Annotated in this window: 20 protein-coding genes; 5 read left to right on the top strand and 15 right to left on the bottom strand. The window is 52.6% G+C overall.

Translation table 11 applies throughout. From position 1 onward, the window contains the following. Nucleotides 1-39 precede the first annotated feature (39 nt). Entirely contained in the window at nt 40-1,533 is a 1,494-nt protein-coding gene (gene ubiD, locus OGY09_RS01500) for a 4-hydroxy-3-polyprenylbenzoate decarboxylase (RefSeq protein ID WP_032945717.1), read from the bottom strand. A 204-nt stretch (nt 1,534-1,737) separates the two neighbouring features. On the opposite strand from ubiD, the gene rfaH reads away from it, so the two are divergent. Continuing rightward, nucleotides 1,738-2,226 (top strand): transcription/translation regulatory transformer protein RfaH, encoded by a 489-nt coding sequence (rfaH, locus tag OGY09_RS01495; protein WP_003017881.1) that lies wholly within the window; start codon nt 1,738-1,740, stop codon nt 2,224-2,226. Nucleotides 2,227-2,231: 5 nt separating this feature from the next. Here rfaH and tatD read toward each other — a convergent pair whose 3' ends face one another. The 9 genes from tatD to udp all read right to left on the bottom strand — a co-directional run bounded on the left by tatD (nt 2,232) and on the right by udp (nt 10,173). Then, on the bottom strand, nt 2,232-3,014 hold the full coding sequence (gene tatD, locus OGY09_RS01490) for a 3'-5' ssDNA/RNA exonuclease TatD (protein WP_032945714.1): 783 nt from the start codon (nt 3,012-3,014) through the stop codon (nt 2,232-2,234). A gap of 41 nt (nt 3,015-3,055) precedes the next feature. Next, on the bottom strand, nt 3,056-3,847 hold the full coding sequence (gene tatC, locus OGY09_RS01485) for a Sec-independent protein translocase subunit TatC (RefSeq protein ID WP_003828911.1): 792 nt from the start codon (nt 3,845-3,847) through the stop codon (nt 3,056-3,058). Nucleotides 3,848-3,849: 2 nt separating this feature from the next. Further along, nucleotides 3,850-4,398, bottom strand: coding sequence for a Sec-independent protein translocase protein TatB (tatB, locus tag OGY09_RS01480; RefSeq protein WP_008787098.1), 549 nt, complete (start codon nt 4,396-4,398; stop codon nt 3,850-3,852). A 3-nt stretch (nt 4,399-4,401) separates the two neighbouring features. After that, nucleotides 4,402-4,656 (bottom strand): Sec-independent protein translocase subunit TatA, encoded by a 255-nt coding sequence (tatA, locus tag OGY09_RS01475; protein WP_003017888.1) that lies wholly within the window; start codon nt 4,654-4,656, stop codon nt 4,402-4,404. A 78-nt stretch (nt 4,657-4,734) separates the two neighbouring features. Beyond that, nucleotides 4,735-6,375, bottom strand: coding sequence for a ubiquinone biosynthesis regulatory protein kinase UbiB (ubiB, locus tag OGY09_RS01470; protein WP_003828916.1), 1,641 nt, complete (start codon nt 6,373-6,375; stop codon nt 4,735-4,737). Beyond that, a complete protein-coding gene (gene ubiJ / locus OGY09_RS01465) occupies nt 6,372-6,977 on the bottom strand; it encodes a ubiquinone biosynthesis protein UbiJ (RefSeq protein ID WP_003828918.1) in 606 nt (201 codons plus the stop codon). The genes ubiB and ubiJ overlap by 4 nt, the downstream gene beginning before the upstream one ends. A 13-nt stretch (nt 6,978-6,990) precedes the next feature. Beyond that, on the bottom strand, nt 6,991-7,746 hold the full coding sequence (ubiE, locus tag OGY09_RS01460; RefSeq protein WP_003017897.1) for a bifunctional demethylmenaquinone methyltransferase/2-methoxy-6-polyprenyl-1,4-benzoquinol methylase UbiE: 756 nt from the start codon (nt 7,744-7,746) through the stop codon (nt 6,991-6,993). A 94-nt stretch (nt 7,747-7,840) separates the two neighbouring features. Beyond that, a complete protein-coding gene (rmuC, locus tag OGY09_RS01455) occupies nt 7,841-9,271 on the bottom strand; it encodes a DNA recombination protein RmuC (RefSeq protein ID WP_095533171.1) in 1,431 nt (476 codons plus the stop codon). A 140-nt stretch (nt 9,272-9,411) separates the two neighbouring features. Further along, nucleotides 9,412-10,173, bottom strand: coding sequence for a uridine phosphorylase (udp, locus tag OGY09_RS01450; protein ID WP_032945713.1), 762 nt, complete (start codon nt 10,171-10,173; stop codon nt 9,412-9,414). A gap of 265 nt (nt 10,174-10,438) precedes the next feature. Here udp and OGY09_RS01445 point away from each other — a divergent pair, with 265 nt between their 5' ends. Further along, nucleotides 10,439-11,245 (top strand): dienelactone hydrolase family protein, encoded by an 807-nt coding sequence (locus OGY09_RS01445; protein ID WP_003828924.1) that lies wholly within the window; start codon nt 10,439-10,441, stop codon nt 11,243-11,245. 96 nt (nt 11,246-11,341) lie between these two features. Here OGY09_RS01445 and metE read toward each other — a convergent pair whose 3' ends face one another. Then, nucleotides 11,342-13,603 carry a 5-methyltetrahydropteroyltriglutamate--homocysteine S-methyltransferase gene (gene metE / locus OGY09_RS01440; protein ID WP_032945711.1) on the bottom strand — a complete coding sequence of 754 codons (2,262 nt, stop codon included), beginning with the start codon at nt 13,601-13,603 and terminating at the stop codon, nt 11,342-11,344. Between the two features lie 235 nt (nt 13,604-13,838). Between metE and metR the strand changes: the two genes are divergently transcribed. Beyond that, nucleotides 13,839-14,792: an HTH-type transcriptional regulator MetR gene (gene metR / locus OGY09_RS01435; protein WP_003017908.1), complete on the top strand. Its 954-nt coding sequence runs from the start codon at nt 13,839-13,841 to the stop codon at nt 14,790-14,792. On the opposite strand, the gene OGY09_RS01430 is transcribed toward metR, so the two are convergent. From OGY09_RS01430 to pldB, 3 genes are all read right to left on the bottom strand, one after another. After that, nucleotides 14,680-15,579, bottom strand: coding sequence for a carboxylate/amino acid/amine transporter (locus OGY09_RS01430; protein ID WP_032945709.1), 900 nt, complete (start codon nt 15,577-15,579; stop codon nt 14,680-14,682). The genes metR and OGY09_RS01430 overlap by 113 nt on opposite strands. Before the next feature lie 79 nt (nt 15,580-15,658). Continuing rightward, complete coding sequence (gene yigL / locus OGY09_RS01425; RefSeq protein ID WP_008787091.1) at nt 15,659-16,459, bottom strand: sugar/pyridoxal phosphate phosphatase YigL; 801 nt, start codon at nt 16,457-16,459, stop codon at nt 15,659-15,661. A 15-nt stretch (nt 16,460-16,474) separates the two neighbouring features. After that, nucleotides 16,475-17,491, bottom strand: a complete 1,017-nt coding sequence (gene pldB, locus OGY09_RS01420; protein ID WP_003017911.1) for a lysophospholipase L2 — start codon at nt 17,489-17,491, stop codon at nt 16,475-16,477. 110 nt (nt 17,492-17,601) lie between these two features. On the opposite strand from pldB, the gene rhtB reads away from it, so the two are divergent. Beyond that, nucleotides 17,602-18,222 carry a homoserine/homoserine lactone efflux protein gene (rhtB, locus tag OGY09_RS01415; protein WP_003828938.1) on the top strand — a complete coding sequence of 207 codons (621 nt, stop codon included), beginning with the start codon at nt 17,602-17,604 and terminating at the stop codon, nt 18,220-18,222. A gap of 162 nt (nt 18,223-18,384) precedes the next feature. Continuing rightward, nucleotides 18,385-19,269 carry an Rpn family recombination-promoting nuclease/putative transposase gene (locus OGY09_RS01410; protein WP_032945707.1) on the top strand — a complete coding sequence of 295 codons (885 nt, stop codon included), beginning with the start codon at nt 18,385-18,387 and terminating at the stop codon, nt 19,267-19,269. Between the two features lie 38 nt (nt 19,270-19,307). On the opposite strand, the gene rhtC is transcribed toward OGY09_RS01410, so the two are convergent. Continuing rightward, entirely contained in the window at nt 19,308-19,928 is a 621-nt protein-coding gene (gene rhtC, locus OGY09_RS01405; RefSeq protein WP_032945705.1) for a threonine export protein RhtC, read from the bottom strand. Nucleotides 19,929-19,950 lie beyond the last annotated feature (22 nt).

Below are 19,950 nucleotides of genomic sequence, written 5' to 3'. Positions count from 1 at the left end.
CGCTCTCTCTGTCGGATCAATAGGCAAAACGATCGCGCCTCAGGCGCTTTTGCCGTCATTAAAGATGGCCAGTTCATCCCAAATTGCGTCAATGCGCGCAATCACTTCAGGATCCTTTTTAATCGGACGTCCCCATTCGCGTTGGGTTTCGCCCGGCCATTTATTTGTGGCATCCAGCCCCATTTTTGAACCAAGGCCGGAAACCGGCGAGGCAAAGTCCAGGTAATCAATTGGCGTATTCTCTACCAGTACCGTATCCCGGGCCGGGTCCATACGGGTAGTAATTGCCCAAATCACATCATTCCAGTCGCGTGCGTTGACGTCATCATCGCAAACAATAACAAATTTGGTGTACATAAACTGACGCAAAAACGACCAAACACCCATCATGACGCGTTTGGCATGACCAGCGTACTGTTTTTTCATCGTCACGACGGCCAGGCGATAAGAACAGCCTTCCGGAGGTAGATAAAAATCGACGATTTCCGGGAACTGCTTTTGCAGAATAGGCACGAAGACTTCGTTCAGCGCCACGCCGAGCACCGCGGGTTCATCTGGCGGGCGTCCGGTATAGGTAGAGTGATAAATTGCATCTTCACGCTGGGTAATGTGCGTGACGGTAAAGACCGGGAAGCTATCTACTTCGTTGTAGTAGCCGGTATGATCGCCATACGGCCCTTCCGGAGCCAGCTCGCCCGGTTCAATATACCCTTCCAGCACGATTTCAGCGCTGGCAGGCACTTCCAGGTCGTTGGAAATACATTTAACCACTTCGGTCTTGGTTCCGCGCAACAGCCCGGCAAATGCGTACTCGGATAATGTATCAGGGACCGGCGTCACGGCCCCCAGAATGGTCGCAGGATCTGCTCCTAACGCCACAGAAACCGGGAAGCGTTCACCCGGATGCGCTGCGCACCACTCCTGGTAATCAAGCGCGCCGCCGCGATGGGACAGCCAGCGCATAATGAGCTTGTTTTTGCCAATCAGCTGCTGACGATAGATGCCCAGATTCTGCCGCTCTTTATGCGGACCACGCGTTACGGTGAGCCCCCAGGTAATCAGCGGCGCGGCATCTTCCGGCCAGCAGGTCATAATCGGAATGCGGTTTAAATCAACGTCATCGCCCGAGTAGATTTTTTGCTGACAAGGCGCACCGCGCAACCGCTTAGTCGGCATGTTCAACACCTGCTTAAACTGCGGCAGCTTATCAAACAGATCGCGGAATCCTTTCGGTGGCTCTGGCTCTTTCAAAAACGCCAACAGTTTACCGACTTCTCGTAGCGCCGAGACATCTTCTTGTCCCATCCCCATCGCAACACGCTTTGGTGTGCCAAACAGGTTACACAGCACCGGCATTGAATAGCCTTTCGGATTCTCAAACAGTAACGCAGGCCCACCGGCACGCAGAGTGCGATCGGCAATTTCAGTAATTTCCAGATGGGGATCCACCTCAAGCGAAATGCGTTTGAGCTCGCCCTGCTGTTCAAGCAGCGTCAGGAAGTCGCGTAAATCGTGATATTTCATGGCGTCCATTGTGGCCTCTTCGTAAGCGCTTCATTATACGGCGTTCATCATTGTGATGCTGTATTTTTGTTAAATTAGCGTGAACTCTGGCGATACATATAAGCCCCGGGCGTATATACCCATTGGGTTTCAGCCTGCGTTGAGGTGGGTATAATTAACTTAACGCATGGCTTTTGCTATGCTTGCGCTCAGAACAAGCGGATAAGAGTTATTATGCAATCCTGGTATTTACTGTACTGCAAACGTGGGCAACTTCAGAGAGCCCAGGAACACCTGGAAAGACAGGCGGTGAACTGTCTGACGCCTATGATCACCCTGGAAAAAATAGTGCGCGGTAAACGTACCACAGTCAGTGAACCACTATTCCCTAATTACATGTTTGTCGAGTTCGACCCGGAAGTGATCCACACCACCACTATCAATGCCACGCGTGGTGTCAGCCATTTCGTCCGTTTTGGCGCGACGCCTGCGACCGTCCCTTCTCCCGTTATTCACCAGCTTTCTATCTACAAGCCTGAAGGTATTGTGGACCCGCAAACTCCTCAGCCAGGGGACAGCGTGATTATTACTGAAGGGGCATTTGAGGGGCTAAAAGCGATCTTCACCGAACCGGATGGCGAAGCGCGTTCCATGCTACTGCTTAACCTGTTGAATAAAGAAGTTAAGCAGAGCGTGAAAAATACCGGTTTTCGAAAAATTTAAGCCGTTTAGAAGGTCACTTCGAACAACGTTCGGACGTTAGCATCAATGGTTGCTGACAGCCATTGAGGATCTTCTCCGCGCCAGTGGGCAATACGCTCAAGAATATGTGGCAGGTGCGCCGGTTCATTGCGCCGTGACGTCGGTTTAGGCGTTAAGTCGCGAGGAAGTAGGTAAGGCGCATCGGTTTCGATCAGTAGTCTTTCTACCGGAATAAACGGCAGCAGTTCCCGCAGTTCCATCCCACGGCGCTCATCACAGACCCAGCCGGTAATACCAATATAAAGCCCTCGGTCCACACAATCCTGCATTTCCTGCCGCGTTCCGGTAAAACAGTGCAGCACCGCGCCCGGGAGACTATCCAGCCACGGCTCCAGCAACGTCAGAAAACGCTCATGGGCATCCCGACAATGCATGAAAACCGGCATCTGCAGTTCAGCGGCAATGCGCAGTTGTGCCTCAAAAGCACGTTCCTGCTCCTGTGGCGTGGAGAAATTGCGATTGAAATCCAGACCGCACTCGCCAATAGCGACCACCTCAGACTGGTTTGCCAGCGCGATAATCTCGTCTTCCGTTGAGGATTGCCATTGGCTACTGTCATGCGGGTGCACGCCAGCCGTGGACCAGCAATGCGGATAATGTTGCGCCAACTTCAGCGCCTGCTGGCTTTCGTGCAGGTTTGTTCCGGTCAGAAGCATACCGTTTACGCCCGCAGCAAAGGCGCGCGCCACAACATCATCCCTGTCTTTCGCAAATTGTGAACTGGTTAAGTTAACGCCAATATCAAACATGCTACCTCCCATATGACAACCGCCCTGACGGGCGGTTGAATTTACTCTTCTGTTTTCTCGGTGGCTTCGGCTTCTTTTGCTTCTTCAGCCTCGTTGTCCTCATCTCGCGTACGTCGCTTACCGACATAGAAACGAGAGAAGAAAACGCCCACTTCAAACAGGCAGTACATCGGTATCGCCAACAACGTTTGCGAGAAGACATCTGGCGGAGTCAGTAACATCCCGACGACGAATGCTCCCACCACAACGTAAGGTCGTTTCTTACGTAAATCTTCAGGTGTCGTAATGCCCATCCAGCATAGCAGCACAATGGCGACAGGGACCTCAAAAGAGACACCGAAAGCCATAAATAGCGCCATTACGAAGCTGAGATAGCTGGCAATGTCCGTCGATACCTGCACGCCTTGCGGAGCCGTGTTAGCCAGAAAACCAAACGCCAACGGGAAGACGACAAAATAGGCGAATGCCATGCCGATGTAGAACAACAACGAGCTGGAGACCAGCAGCGGCACAACCAGGCGACGTTCATGTTTGTACAAAGCAGGCGCAATGAATGCCCATACCTGGTAGAGGATCACTGGCGCTGACAGGATCAGCGACACCATGAAGGTTAACTTTATAGGGGTAAAGAACGGTGAGGCCACATCGGTGGCGATCATCGTTGCACCCTGCGGCATCTGTTTAATCAGCGGTGCCGCAACCATATGGTAAATGTCGTTGGCAAAGTAAACCAACGCCAGAAAGATCACGATAACCGCAATAATGCAGTTCAGGAGTCGCTTACGCAGCTCGATAAGATGCGTAATGAGCGGTTGGGTATCTTCTACAGCCATGTTTACGGTTTATCACTCGACGAGGGGGAGGATTCGACAACAGGTGCGGCAGCTTTCTTTTCTGCATCCATCAACGTGGCGGAAGTGTTTTCCGTCTGCTCTGGCGTTTTAGCACCCGCGGATTCCGGTTTTTGCTCCGGCGAACTGGCCTGGTTTTCAGCGGCGGCAGGGGTGACCCCTTCTCGCTGCGCTTCACCTTCTTTCACCACCGGATTATGGATAGTGTGCGCTTCATCGCTCGCTTTCTCAGGATCGTGCACGCTGTAAGAACGCTTCATCGATTCCGCCGCTTCACGCAGCTCATCCATTGACGCTTTCAGCTCCGGGGTCAGATTTGTCAGGCTCGCTTTCTCTACTTTCTTCAGGCTGTCCTGAAACTCCTGAAGCTTAAGCTCCTGGGTCAGTTCATTCTGAACAGTAGTTGCAAGGGAACGCAAAGCGCGAACCCAGCCAGCAACCGTTTTTACCGCTACAGGTAATCGTTGCGGCCCCAGGACAATGAGGCCGATCACGAACACCAATAACAGTTCGCTAAAACCGATATCAAACACGGATTATACCTGCTCTTTATCTTGGCTTTTGGCGTCTTCCTTTTTCACTTCACCCTGCTTATCGGTGATGGATTTAGCAGTAAAATCAGCGTCCTGGCTGGTCTTATCTTGCTTAGGCTCATCATCACCCATCGCTTTTTTGAAGCCTTTGATCGACGCGCCAAGATCGGAACCGATGGAGCCGAGTTTCTTGGTGCCAAATAGCAGTACAACGATGACGGCAATGATCAACAACTGCCAAATACTGATACCACCCATACATGTTCCTCTGTCATAGATGATGAATTAATAAGGCCGTAGTATACGTTACACGACCTGCCTTGGGCGATGAAAAATTCAGCGCATTTTGCGCCAGCCGATCAACCAGGCTATGACGCCTCCCGCCATTAACCAGCCCGGCATAAGCCCCCACTCAGGGCGGCTTACCAGCAGGAATGTTCCACTTAGCAACAATGTTGCGCCAATGCCCAATAAATAACGGGATTGTCCCTGGCGTACATGATTCGCGTGAAGCTCGCGGGCAATCTTATCAACACTGTGCTGTAAATATTTGCCCTGGCGCAAACTGTCATACACCAGTTCAGGTATTTCTGGCATTTTTTCGACCCAGAACGGTGCTTTTTCTTTAAATGCCCTAACGAGCGCTGGAATACCGACCTGATCTTTAATCCAGGATTCGAGGAATGGCTTAGCCGTTTTCCACAAATCTAACTGCGGGTAGAGTTGTCGTCCGACACCTTCAACGTACAGCAGCGTCTTCTGGAGCAATACCAGTTGAGGCTGAACTTCCATATTGAAGCGGCGCGCAGTGTTGAACAGATTCAACAGCACGTGACCAAAGGAAATCTCCGCCAGCGGCTTTTCAAAAATCGGCTCGCACACGGTACGAATGGCAAATTCAAACTCTTCTACGTTGGTATCCGGCGGAACCCAACCAGAATCTACGTGCAGTTCAGCAACTTTGCGGTAATCGCGGTTAAAGAACGCAATGAAATTTTCAGCCAGGTAACGCTTATCTTCTTTGTTTAAAGAGCCCACAATCCCACAATCAATACCAATGTATTTCGGGTTTTCAGGGTGCTCATAACTGACAAAAATGTTCCCGGGATGCATATCCGCATGGAAAAAGCTGTCGCGGAATACCTGAGTAAAGAAGACCTGAACACCACGCTCGGCCAACAATTTCATATTGGTGCCGTTCTTCTCAAGCGTGGTGACATCTGAAACCGGGATACCGTAAATGCGCTCCATCACCATCATGTTCTGACTGCAATAGTCGGAATACACTTCCGGGATGTACAGCATCGGACTATCTTCAAAATTACGTCGTAGCTGGATGGCGTTCGCCGATTCGCGCAGCAGATTCAGTTCATCGATCAACGTTTTTTCATATTCACGGACGACTTCTGTTGGTCGCAGGCGACGCCCATCTGGCAGCAGACGAGGAACCCAACGAGCCAAGCGGTAGATCAGTTTTAAATCCGCTTTGATGACCGGAAGTATGTCCGGGCGAATAACTTTGATCACCACCTCTTTGCCATTCGATTTCAACCGCGCAGTGTGGACCTGAGCAACAGACGCAGATGCCAGCGGCGTGATCTCAAAATCATCAAACCATTCCTCGACGGGCAGCCCGCCCATAGCCTCTTCGATTTGTTTTTTCGCTCTAAGCCCATCGAACGGGGCAACCCGATCCTGCAATAGCGCAAGCTGATCGGCGATGTGCGGAGGGAAAAGGTCACGACGGGTAGAGAGCATTTGCCCAAATTTGATCCACACTGGGCCGAGTTCCTGTAAAGCCAGTCTCAGCCTTTCTCCCAGCGGTTTGTCTTTATGTCGGTTGGGCATCCAGAACAACGAGTAACGCCACAACCGAAGCGGCAGCGTGATTCGCATTTTGGGGATGAGTTCATCAAGACCGTAGCTTAAAAAAGTGCGAATGATGAAATAAAGGCGCCGTACTTCACCTGGCGTCATTTGGCCTCCAGTTTTTCCAGCCGTTTGGCCAGAGATTCAACCGCGCGCTCAACGGCTGCCGTTTCTTCAGCAAACCATGCAACCTCTAGTGGACCAGGAGCCATGCGCCACTCTTCAGTGATCGCTTCGGCGACATAGCGCTGCTGGCGCTGAAAGTTATGGCACAGGAACTTCGCTCCACCACGCAAGACTTTGCTGACCCCTTCCGCGACGATATCGCCGGTATAGGGTGCTAACAGTTCTGCAGGATCCAACTCCGCCAGATCGGCCAGCGCAACAAAGTTCTGTACTACCTGGATATCGCCCTGGACTTCCAGCTCACCGCTGCGGATAAGCGTGGTGAGTTGCTGTCGGTCACGCAATTTCGGTAACACACTGGCATATGTGATTACGGTGCAATCGGCTTCGCCTTCCCATGCCCCCAGCACATCGACCTGGCGCTCGCTAAATACCAGGACTAACGGTGTTGAAAATCCTTTGAGATCAACACGTAGAACCTTACCCTGTAAACGCGTTCGGGCTGACTTCAGCGCAGGAGAACGGTACAGAAAGGTGTTGAGCAGATTTTCAACGCCTGCGGTTACTAAGGGTTTTAAAGGCATCCCTACTCTCCTGTCAGAACTTGTAACCACGGTGCAGCGCAACGACACCTGCTGTCAGGTTGTAGTAATCAACGCTTTCGAACCCGGCATCTTGCATCATTGCTTTTAAGGTGTCCTGATCGGGATGCATACGGATGGACTCCGCCAAATAACGGTAGCTGTCCGCATCGCTTGCTACCATTGAACCTATGCGCGGCAGAACATGGAAAGAGTATGCGTCGTAGGCTTTGCTCAACGGTTCGATTATGGGTTTGGAGAATTCCAGCACCAGTAGACGTCCGCCCGGCTTCAATACGCGGTACATGGAGCGTAATGCTTTGTCTTTATCCGTTACGTTGCGCAGACCGAAAGAGATGGTGATGCAGTCAAACGTGTTGTCAGGGAAAGGTAATGCTTCCGCATTCGCCTGAACGTACTCAACGTTACCTACCACGCCAATATTACGCAGCTTTTCGCGACCCATTTTGAGCATTGAGTCATTGATATCCGCCAGCACAACTTTGCCGGTTTCACCAACCATGCGAGAGAATTTCGCCGTCAGATCGCCGGTACCGCCTGCTAAATCGAGAACGGTTTGCCCGCGACGCACGCCACTGCAATCAATGGTGAAGCGCTTCCACAAACGATGAATGCCAAATGACATTAAGTCATTCATAACGTCATATTTAGACGCCACAGAATGAAAAACGTGGGCCACCATGTCAGCTTTCTGCTCTTTAGCGACGGTCTGAAAGCCAAAGTGCGTCGTTTCTTGTGAATTATCCACCATCTCAGTGCCTGCTCATCCAAAAAATGTTCGAGAAGTGTAACAGATTGGGCCAATTTGCCCTACCCTTCTACCGGGTTCAACTACCCCAAATGGACTAGTTTGATTGCTGATTTACCGCTTCATCCTCGGGGTAAGACGCATCTTGTTGCGTCTCAGGGACCGAGCGCAAGCGGTATTCCTCATCCTGTGTAGTAGCTTGTTCAGCCAGCTCAGGATTTATCTCGCGCTTAATTTCCACGCCTAAACTACGAAAAGCTTCTGCCTGCGACAGGACGTTTCCACGACCGGAGGAGAGTTTTTTCATCGCCTGTCGGTAGTTGTCCTGGGCTTTGTCCAGGCTTTGACCTATTGCCGACATATCATCCACAAACAACCGCATCTTGTCATAAAGTTTGCTGGCCCGATCGGCAATTTGTTGCGCATTACGACTCTGATGCTCGTAGCGCCACAGGTTGGCGATCGTGCGCAATGCCACCAACAGCGTGGTAGGGCTCACCAGCATAATGTTATTTCTAAGCGCTTCGGTAATCAGTTCGGGCTGTCTGTCGAGCGCCAGCAAAAAAGCGGGCTCAACGGGGATAAACATCAGCACATAGTCAAGCGTACGCAGCCCAGGAAGCTGCTGATAATCTTTGCGACCCAGCAGTCGAATATGGTTGCGCACCGAGGCGATGTGCTCCTGCAATGCACTTTCGCGGGTGTATTCGTCTTCTGCGTTAAAATAGCGCTCATAGGCGACCAGCGTCATTTTCGCATCGATCACCACATCTTTACCCTGCGGTAGCCGAACGATGACATCAGGCTGCATTCGCGAACGGGCGTCGTTTTCGATGCTGACCTGGGTTTCATATTCATAACCTTCACGCAGACCAGAGGCTTCGAGTACCCGCGTGAGTACGACCTCTCCCCAGTTACCCTGCGTTTTGTTATCGCCTTTTAATGCACGCGTCAGGTTTACCGCTTCCTGCGCCATCTGCGCATTCAGTTGCTGGAGATTACGAATTTCGTGTGCCAGGGTATGGCGTTCTTGTGCCTCTTTACCAAAGCTATCCTGAACCTGGCGACGAAAACCGTCCAGTTGTTCACGAAGCGGCGCAAGCAGGCTGTTCAGACTTTGGCGATTTTGCTCATCAACACGGCGGTTGCTGTGCTCAAAAATACGATTCGCCAGATTTTCAAACTGTTCACTCAGACGCTGTTCGCTGTTGATCATCTGGCGGATTTTATCTTCCGCATGCTGTTGCGTTGCTTCCAGCCGGGTAGTGACTTCACGGAGATCGGCTTCCAGAGAGGTGTTGATACTGTGCAGACTGCGTAATTCGTTATTGAGGAGTTCGCACTCATCACGCCAGTGTGCTTCCTGCGAGAGCTGCTGGCGAGCGGCGCTTAGCGCAATATCCAGTTCACGTCGCTCTTCGATGAGGTCGGCGCGGATTTGATCGGCGCGTGCTTTTGTCGCCAGCCACCCTACCAGTAGCCCTGCGGCTAACGCCAACACGGCACTCATCATAATTGAAATATCCACAACGCCCCCTTACAGCAACGACTTACCCGCTCAAAATAGAATTGTGCTGTATAAACGTCCAGTTTAAAAGGAATTTCCTGCGAGGCACTACGCAAAATAAAAAGGCCGAACGCGTCGGCCTTTTTGAATAGAAGGGAGAATTACAGTAAACGACGCGCGGCTTCTACCACGATTTTCACCGCGTGGCTTTCCGTTTGTTTCATCGTTTCCGCATTAGGGATCTCTTGCTGAGTACGGTTCACGATAACACCTGCGACCATACCGGCACGCAGACCCTGGCTTGCGCACATGGTCAGCAGCGTAGCAGATTCCATTTCGTAGTTCATGACGCCCATAGACTGCCACTCTTCCATTGAGCCTTTGAAACGGCTCACGACGCGACCAGAGAAGGTGTCATAACGCTCCTGGCCTGGGTAGAAGGTGTCAGAAGACGCAGTAACACCCACGTGAGTGGTGGCGTCGATAGATTTCGCCGCTTCCACCAGCGCGGTGGTGCACTCGAAGTCCGCAACGGCCGGGAATTCCATTGGTGCGAAGTGTAGGCTTGCACCGTCCAGACGAACAGATGCAGTGGTAACCAGTACATCACCCACGTTGATATGCGGCTGGATAGCGCCAGTCGTACCGATACGCAGGAAGGTACGAATGCCCAGCTGTGCCAGTTCTTCTACGGCAATAGAGGTGGACGGGCCGCCGATACCGGTAGAGCAAACGATCACGGCTTTACCATCCAGCTCAGCACGCCAGGTGGTGAACTCGCGATGAGATGCCAGCTTAACCGGCTTATCCATCAGCGCGGCGATCTTTTCCACACGCTCCGGGTCGCCAGGGACGATAGCAAGCGTAGCCCCTTGTAAATCGTTCTTAGTGAGGCCGAGATGAAAAACATCAGACTTAGACATAAAAACTCCTCTGTGAATCGGTTTTGTCAGAAGAAGCAAAAACACACTTTACCGAAGGCATAAACATATTTTCGTGACAGTCATCACTATGATGTAAATCAATTGCATTCGATTACCATTAAATAGTGATCTTTATCACATAAATGATGCGATATAAGTAAGCCCTGCACAAAAGATAGACCGTTTAAGGCAATGTGGTTCGTTGCATGTGTCTATAGTTAACAATGCGCTTTTTTGCTGAATATTTAAGGGTACGGAGAATACCATGACAACACGACAATCTGGCTTTGCACCTGCTGTATCTCCACCGACGTCTACCACGGTTCACACCCCGGATAATGCAATTATCGCCGGTGTAACGTCCATACCTTCACAAGGCGATGATATGCCAGCGTATCACGCACGACCAAAACAGACTGATGGCCTGCTGCCCGTAGTCATTGTCGTGCAGGAGATTTTTGGTATTCATGAGCACATTCGTGACGTTTGCCGTCGTCTGGCTCTGGAAGGGTATCTGGCTATCGCACCAGAACTCTATTTTCGCGAAGGCGATCCCAATGACTTTGCCGATATCCCTACGCTGCTTAGTGGCCTTGTCGCCAAAGTGCCTGACTCTCAGGTACTGGCCGATCTGGACCACGTCGCTAGCTGGGCCTCCCGCAACGGAGGAGATGCGCACCAGTTGATGATCACCGGATTTTGCTGGGGTGGACGCATCACCTGGCTGTATGCCGCACATAATCCGCAGTTAAAAGCGGCCGTGGCGTGGTATGGCAAACTGGTGGGTGACAAAACCCTCAACTCGCCAAAACATCCCGTTGATATCGCAACCGATCTTAACGCCCCCGTTTTGGGGCTTTATGGCGGCCAGGACACCAGCATTCCGCAAGATACCGTTGAAACAATGCGCCAGGCGCTACGCGCCGCCAATGCTAAAGCGGAAATCGTGGTCTATCCCGATGCCGGACATGCGTTCAACGCCGATTATCGCCCGAGCTATCACGAAGAGTCCGCGAAAGACGGTTGGCAGAGAATGCTGGAGTGGTTCGTGCAATACGGTGGGAAGAAATAAACGTTAATTGCCCGGTGGCAGCGACGCCTGACCGGGCCTACAACTATTGCGATTTCCTGTAACCCGGGTAAGCGCAAGCGCTTCCCGGGCAATGAATTACGCCTGACGCAGATTCTGCGCAGCTTTGACCATGTTCGCCAGCGCGGCACGGGTTTCCGGCCAGCCGCGGGTTTTCAGGCCGCAGTCCGGGTTCACCCACAGACGTTCTGCTGGAATGCGCTGCTCGGCTTTCTTCAACAGGGCTTCAATCCACTCCACGCTCGGAACGTTCGGTGAGTGAATATCATATACACCCGGCCCGATTTCGTTCGGATAGTCGAACTCTTCAAACGATTCCAGCAACTCCATATCAGAGCGCGAGGTTTCGATGGTGATCACGTCCGCATCCAGCGCCGCAATGGAGTCCATGATGTCGTTGAACTCGCAATAACACATGTGGGTGTGGATCTGGGTTTCATCCTTCGCTACCGCCGCGTTAATGCGGAAGGCTTCCACACCCCACTCCAGATACGCCGCCCAGTCGCTGCGACGTAGTGGTAAACCTTCGCGCAGTGCCGGTTCATCAATCTGGATGATGCCGATACCCGCCGCTTCCAGATCCGCCACTTCATCACGCAGCGCCAGCGCGATCTGCTTCGCGATGGTTTCACGCGTCACGTCTTCACGCGGGAATGACCAGCAGAGAATGGTCACCGGACCGGTCAGCATGCCTTTTACCGGTTTGTCGGTCAGCGACTGGGCATATTTCGCCCACTCCACGGTGATCGCTTCCGGGCGGCTGACGTCGCCAATCACCACCGGCGGCTTCACGCAGCGAGAACCGTAGCTCTGTACCCAACCGTTCTGGGTAAAGACGAAGCCGTCCAGGTGTTCGCCAAAGTATTCGACCATGTCATTACGCTCGGCTTCACCGTGTACCAGCACGTCGAGACCCAGACGTTCCTGTTCAACAATCGCCTGTTTAATATGTTCCGCAATTCCGGTGCGATAGTTACCAGCATCCAGGTTGCCCTTTTTGAAGTCCAGGCGCAGGCCGCGAATTTCTGTGGTTTGCGGGAATGAACCGATAGTCGTAGTCGGCCATGCCGGCAGATTAAAGCGGGCACGTTGCGCCTCGGCACGAACCGGGTAAGCGTTAGCGCGCTGGCTGTCCTGGGCGGTGATTGCCGCCAGACGTTTTTCCACTGCGGCGTTGTGTACGCGGGTAGAGTGACGACGAGCCTGAATCGGTGCGCTCCACTCGACAATTGCCGCCGTATCACCGCTATTCAACGCATCGCGCAGCAGCGCCAGCTCGCCGCACTTTTGCAACGCGAAGGCAAACCAGCTCTTCACTTCTGCATCAAGGCGGGTTTCCACACTGAGATCGATTGGGCTATGCAGCAGGGAGCAGGAAGAAGCCACCCACAGGTTACGTTTCCCGACGATATCTTTGATTTGTGCGTATTTTTCGCTGAGATCGGCACGCCAGACGTTGCGGCCGTTCACCAGCCCCGCTGACAGCAGCCAGTCGACTGGCAGACGCGTGTGCAGCTCGGCTGCATCATCTTTGCCGTGCACGAAGTCAACGTGCAGCCCCTGCACTGGCAGCGCGGTAATGGTATCCAGGTTTGGCGTTACGCCTTCGAAGTAGGTGGTCAGTAGCAGCTTCACCTGACCCGTCAGCGCGTCATAAGCTGGTTTGAAGGCGTCCAGCCACGCTTGCGGCAATTCCAGTACCAGCGCGGGTTCGTCAATCTGCACCCACTCAATACCGCGTTTCGCCAGCTCGGCCAGTACCTGCTGGTAAACCGGCAGAATGTCGTTCAACAGGCTCAGGCGATCAAACTGTTCGCCTTTCACTTTACCCAACCACAGGTAGGTTACCGGCCCCAGCAGCACAGGCTTCACCTTGTGACCGAGCGCCAGCGCTTCGTCCACTTCATCCAGCAGTTGGGTCCAGGTCAGTTTGAACTGCTGACCTTTAGTGAACTCTGGCACCATGTAGTGATAGTTGGTGTTAAACCATTTGGTCATTTCTGCCGCCGCTGCGGGTTCACCCGTTGGTGCGCGGCCACGGCCAATGCGGAATAAGGTATCGATATCGACCGAGCCGTCTTTATTTTGATGGCGAGCCGGAACGTTGCCGAGCAGCAGGCTGGTGGTCAGCACGTGATCGTACCAGGCAAAATCACCCACCGGCAGCAGGTCAACACCCGCCTGCTTCTGCTGATCCCAGTGGCGGGCACGCAGCTCGCGGCCAACGGTCAGCAAATCTTCACGGGAAGAATTTCCCGCCCAGTAGCTTTCTTGCGCTTTCTTCAACTCGCGACGCAGGCCAACGCGAGGGAAACCGAGGGTGTGATTCAATATTGTCATTTTTCTTCCTCTAATTATATGTAAATCCTATGGATTTTGAATTTAGGGAAGGCGGCAAGTTTACTCATCCCCAGGAGCTTACTGAAGTAAGTGACTGGGGTGGGGAAACGAAGCCAACGCACCATAAATTTAAAAGACGAAGGATTTTAGCCGTCCAGATGTTTACACATCCATAATTGGCGGTTACTGTATATTCCTCAAGCGCAATTTGTTCATGCCGAAGTGAAGGACTTTCATGATCGAGATTAAACACCTGAAAACGCTCCAGGCGTTGCGGAATAGTGGTTCTCTGGCAGCCGCAGCGGCGACGTTGCATCAGACCCAATCCGCCCTTTCTCACCAGTTCAGCGATCTGGAGCAGCGCCTTGGCTTTCGACTTTTTATCCGTAAAAGCCAGCCTCTGCGCTTTACGCCGCAGGGAGAAATCCTGCTGCAGTTAGCCAATCAGGTGTTGCCGCAAATTGGTCGTGCGCTGCAGGCCTGCAACGAACCGCAGCAAACCCGGCTGCGAATTGCGATTGAATGTCACAGTTGTATTCAATGGCTGACGCCCGCGCTGGAGAATTTTCGTGCCAACTGGCCGCAGGTGGAGATGGACTTTAAATCCGGCGTGACGTTCGATCCGCAACCAGCGCTACAGCAGGATGAGCTGGATCTGGTGTTAACCTCCGACATCCTGCCGCGCAGCGGATTGCACTACTCACCGATGTTTGATTTTGAAGTCCGCCTGGTACTGGCGCCTGACCATCCGTTGGCCAGCAAAACACAAATCACACCGGAAGATTTGGCCAGCGAGACACTGCTGATTTACCCGGTACAGCGGAGTCGACTGGATGTATGGCGGCATTTTCTGCAGCCTGCAGGCGTTAGTCCGTCGCTGAAAAGCGTGGATAACACCTTGCTGCTGATTCAGATGGTTGCAGCCAGAATGGGTATCGCGGCATTACCGCACTGGGTGGTTGAGAGTTTTGAACGCCAGGGCCTGGTAGTGACCAAAACCCTGGGTGATGGGTTGTGGAGCCGACTGTACGCCGCCGTGCGTGATGGCGAGCAGCGACAGCCGGTCACAGAAGCGTTTATTCGCTCAGCGCGGAATCACGCCTGCGATCACCTGCCGTTTGTACGGAGTGCGGAACGACCCACTTTCGATGTACCCACAGTGAAGCCACTATCACAGCCGCACCAATGATGAAGCTTGGCCAGTGAGGTTGTTGATGCCAGATAGCCAGGTTAACCAGCAGTCCGGCAGGGACATGCATATTGTTCATTATGCCCAGCGTGCCCGCATCCACCTGGGTCGCGCCGTAGTTCCACATAAAGTAACCAATGCCGGACGCCGCCACGCCAAGAAAGACCAGAATCCCCCACTGTAGCGTGGTTGCAGGCATTTTCTGCGCATTGCCCAGCATGAACCAGGCCACGACAGCCACCATAAAGGCGCCCATATAAAACCAGGCAAAGGCGTTGTGCTGCGGCATTGGCCGCGTCTCCATCAGACGTTTATAGCCCACCATACCAATGGCAAAGCTGATATTGGACAACTGCACCAACAGCAGACCGGTCCAGAAGTGGCTGGTCACCTGATCGTAACGAATGATCCCCGCGCCAATCACCGCCAGTAACGCACTAAAGGCGTAACTCCAGCGCAGACGACGCCCGCTCATCAGATCATAAATCAGCGTAATGTAGAGCGGCGTCAGCACGGTAAAGAGCAGCAGTTCTGAAACCGTCAGGTACAGATAGGCGTGAAAACTCAGCATGTACATAATGCCAAGCTGCATGGCACCCACCAGCATATACAGCCCGATCGTTTTTACGCTGTGCCCACGAGTACGTAAAAACGGCAGGAACACCAACGCCGCCAGCCCAACGCGCATCAGCACCGCAAAATAGCTATCGACATGACCGGCAAGGTACTCGCCAAACAGGCTAAAGGAAAAGGCCCACAGAATTGTGGTAATGATGAGTAACGCCACAATGGATGTCTCTTAACAAAAGGTACACCCATTGTAGCGGAGTTTTTAGTTGACAACTGGTCAGCTAACGAACAGAAGGTTACTGCAAAAACAGTTCACGCAGATAGTGTGGCACGGCATCGTCGGCATTAAGACCAATGACTTCCAGTTCCGGGTGCAGATCCTTCAGGCGCTGGTGGGCGTTGCCCATGATGCAGCCTTTACCTGCCATGGAGAGCATTTCCGCATCGTTCATCCCATCGCCAAAGGCGATGCAGTCTTTCAGGCTGTAGCCCATCGCTTTTGCTACCGCTTCCAGCGCATGACCTTTCGATACGCCGCCAGCCATGACTTCCAGACAGGTAAGCGTAGAGAAGCTGACGTTGACGCGATCGCCCCAGCGGGCGTTAATCGCCTGCTCCAGCGGCAGTAGCCTTTCGTGAGAGTCGGTGGTGAAGAACACTTTGCTGACGCCCTCAGGCTCCAGTAATGCAGGTTCAAACAGTGAGTAGTTAAACACCGCTTCTTTGAAGAAACGCATTTCGTCCGGACGATGGCGATTCATAAACCACTCATCATCACGATATACGTTGGTCACGATGTCCGGGTTTGCATTCACTACGCCAAACAGGTCGCTGGCAATATCGCGATCCAGGTTATGGGAAAACACCAGATTCCCGTCAGAATCATGCACGCGCGCGCCGTTGGACGTGATCATGTAGGTTTTAATGCCGAGGTTATCGCGAATTTGCCCCACATCAACATGATGACGGCCAGTCGCAAACACGAAGTTAACGCCGCGAGCGGTCAATAACTTCAGCGTCTCTTTGGCATAAGGGGACAGAGTATGGTCGGGAGAAAGCAGCGTACCGTCTAAATCAGACGCAACAACCTGATACATAAGAAAATTCAACCTCTAGGCAAAGCGGGTTCCGCTGGATGAGTTATGCTTGTCGAAAAATTCGACAATAGCGTTAAGCGCGACTGAGCGCATGGCGTCCTTTTCAAAAAGGATCTCATGGTACGCGCCTTTGATGACAAGCGGCTGACCCCCTTCTACAGGATGGCCCGCTGCGGCGCGGAGTTCACAAAAACGATCGTGCATGCGGTTATCTACCACACGCTCTTCTTCAGCCTGAATCAGCAGCGTCGGCGTCGCATCATCTCCGGCGCCAGCCAAAACCTGTTCGCCAGCCAGAATCCCTTCACGTACCCAGTGATAGGTGGGACCGCCAACGCGCAACCGCGGCTCATCAGCATAAAAGCGTAGATTGCGCCGATAGCGCTGTCGACTATGGGTTAACGCATTCATACCGAACGGCAGCGCCCGCCAGCGCCCGGTTCCCATCGCATAGCCTTCGCGGATCCGCGGATGCCCTTCGGCCCAGTCCAGTATATGGCGCACCATCCAGTCGGGAAAGCGCATCACAATACCAAACATCGGTGCGCAAAGCGCGATGGCATCACACTGATTCGGGTGGCGTTGCAGGAATAACGTCGCAATCGCCCCGCCCATTGAATGCGCCAGGATATAGCGTTTTCTCCATGGGCCGGGTAGCACTTCCTGCTGCCAGAAGGCGGTTAGATCGTCGACATAATCATTAAAGTTATCGACATGACCGCGATGCGGATCCGAAAGCATACGCCCGGAACGCCCCTGGCCACGGTGATCGATAATGAGAACGTCAAAACCAGAATGAAACAGGTCATACGCCAGTTCAGCGTATTTCACGTAGCTTTCAATGCGTCCAGGACAGACGACGATGACGCGATCGTTTTTTTCTGCATGAAAACGAACAAAATGTACGGGAATATCATCCACGCCCGTAAATTCCGCTTCTTCCCGCTGACGCCAGAAATCTGTCAGTGGCCCCATGGAAAAAGCAGCAAACGCGTTTTCTCTTGTTTCCCAGTCTTTTTGCTGCTGAAACATCGGGTATCCAGCCTCGCTGACCAAGTAAAATCGTTTTTTTCGCCGTCACTGACACAACCTAACGGCAGTAGCGTATTGTGGCATAAAAATAGACAATCCGGGAGTTTCTCATGACCTTTGAATGGTGGTTCGCCTACCTGCTGACCTCTATTATTTTGAGCTTGTCCCCAGGCTCTGGCGCAATCAATACCATGACCACCGCCATCAGCCACGGATATCGCGGTGCCAGCGCGTCGATTGCGGGTTTGCAGACCGGGTTGGGTATTCATATCGTTCTGGTTGGCGTAGGATTGGGAACGCTATTTTCACGTTCGGTGATCGCATTTGAGGTGCTGAAGTGGGCGGGAGCAGCCTATCTGATTTGGCTGGGTATTCAACAATGGCGGGCGGCGGGTGCTATCGATCTGAATACCATGGCGAATACGCAATCGCGCAGCCGGCTGTTCAAACGCGCGGTCTTTGTTAATCTGACCAATCCTAAGAGCATAGTTTTCCTTGCCGCTCTGTTCCCGCAGTTTATCCTGCCGCAAGAACCGCAGTTGATGCAGTACGTGGTGCTTGGCGTCACGACCATCGTGGTCGATATCATTGTGATGATCGGTTACGCGACGTTGGCCACGCGCATTGCTGGCTGGATTAAAGGACCAAAGCAAATGAAGGCGCTCAACAAAGTGTTTGGCTCGCTATTTATGCTAATAGGCGCCCTGCTGGCATCGGCAAGGCATGCCTAGCAAATGGAACGTCGCTCGCAATGAAATGCTATCTGTAAGAGCCTCTGAACATGGCTTTTCGTACTTCGCCGCAAAGGGAGAAAAGCCTTTTATCCTGTACTGTTAGACGTTGATTGCTAATGCCAGAATGCTGCCATATTCACCACTCACGGATGATTAACGATGGCGGAAGTAACAACACCACATGACGCAGTATTTAAAACCTTCCTCTCCCGCGTGGAAACCGCGCGGGACTTTATCGAACTTCATCTTCCTCCCTCGTTAATCAAAATATGCAGGCTGGAAACGCTCCGTCTGGAATCAGGCAGTTTTGTGGAGGACGATCTGCGCCCCTATTTCAGCGATATTCTCTACTCACTGGAAACCACCAGCGGACATGGCTATGTACATGTGCTCATTGAGCATCAAAGCTCACCGAATAAGCACATGTCATTTCGCCTGATGCGCTACGCTATCGCAGCGATGCAGCGTCATCTTGAGGCTGGAAACGACACTCTGCCGCTGGTTATTCCTGTTCTCTTTTACCATGGCAAGCAAAGCCCATGGCAAGGCTCAATGAACTGGCTGGATCACTTTGAGGATTCTGGAACCGCCCTTCAACTTTACAGCACACCATTTCCGTTGGTGGATGTGACGGTTATTCCAGATGATGAGATCATGCAGCATCGCAGTATGGCAGCGCTGACATTAGTACAAAAACACATTCGCCAGCGCGACATGGCGCAGTTGCTGGATAAACTTACCCGCCTGTTTATGCTGGAGAAGATGAGCGGACAACAAATAACCGTGCTGGTAAACTACATGGTGCAAGCAGGGAATACACAAGATGTTCAGACATTATTGTATAAGCTGGCACAGCGGGTGCCGCAGCATGGAGAAAAACTGATGACAATGGCGGATCAACTAAAGCAGATAGGCCGTGAAGAAGGGAGGCGCATTGCCCTTACTGATGTAGCAAAAGCGATGCTCAAGCGAGGTCTTGATACCGACGCGATTATGGAAATGACCGGCCTTTCGAAGGATGAGCTACAGAAGCTTGCGCAATAAGCCGCATACCGCCTGGGACTCCCAGGCGGGCAACAAACTTAGCGCGAAATAATCAGATGGATACCAAAGCCTGCGAACAGCGCACCGGCAAAACCATCAATCCACTTCGCCAGACGCTGATAGCCACGACGCATTTTCGGCAGAGCAAACAGGCTGGCGACCACGGTAAACCACGCCAGCGTTTCCACGATAATCAGAGCAAAGATCCCCCAACGCGCGCCCGTTCCCACGTTGTCGCCAACGAACAATGAGAAGACAGAGCCAAAATAGATAATGGCTTTAGGGTTCGCCAGGTTGGTCAGCAGACCTTTCAAAAAGCTGCGTCCGCTCTGCGCCAACTCCACCTGCGGAGTGGGCTCTGCAACATCCTGTTTTTTAAACGCGCCGCGCAGCATCTGATAACCCATCCAGCACAGATACAGCCCCCCGCCGACCATAATAATGGTATGCAGCCAGGCCATTTTTTCGATAATCAGATGCAGGCCGAGCAGTGCCACGCCAGCCCAGACCATGACACCGCAGGTAATGCCCAGCACGCCCATCATAGCTTCTTTGCGCGAACGGCTAACCGCAGTTTGAGAAACAAAAAAGAAATCGGGACCGGGGCTCATCAGCGCAACGATATGCACCAACGCAACGGTGAAAAATAGCGTTAACATAAAAATGACTCGCGGGGGAATA

This window comes from Citrobacter sp. Cpo071, assembly GCF_030332765.1.
GTDB lineage: Bacteria > Pseudomonadota > Gammaproteobacteria > Enterobacterales > Enterobacteriaceae > Citrobacter > Citrobacter portucalensis.
This window is presented reverse-complemented; position numbering and strand designations above follow the sequence as displayed.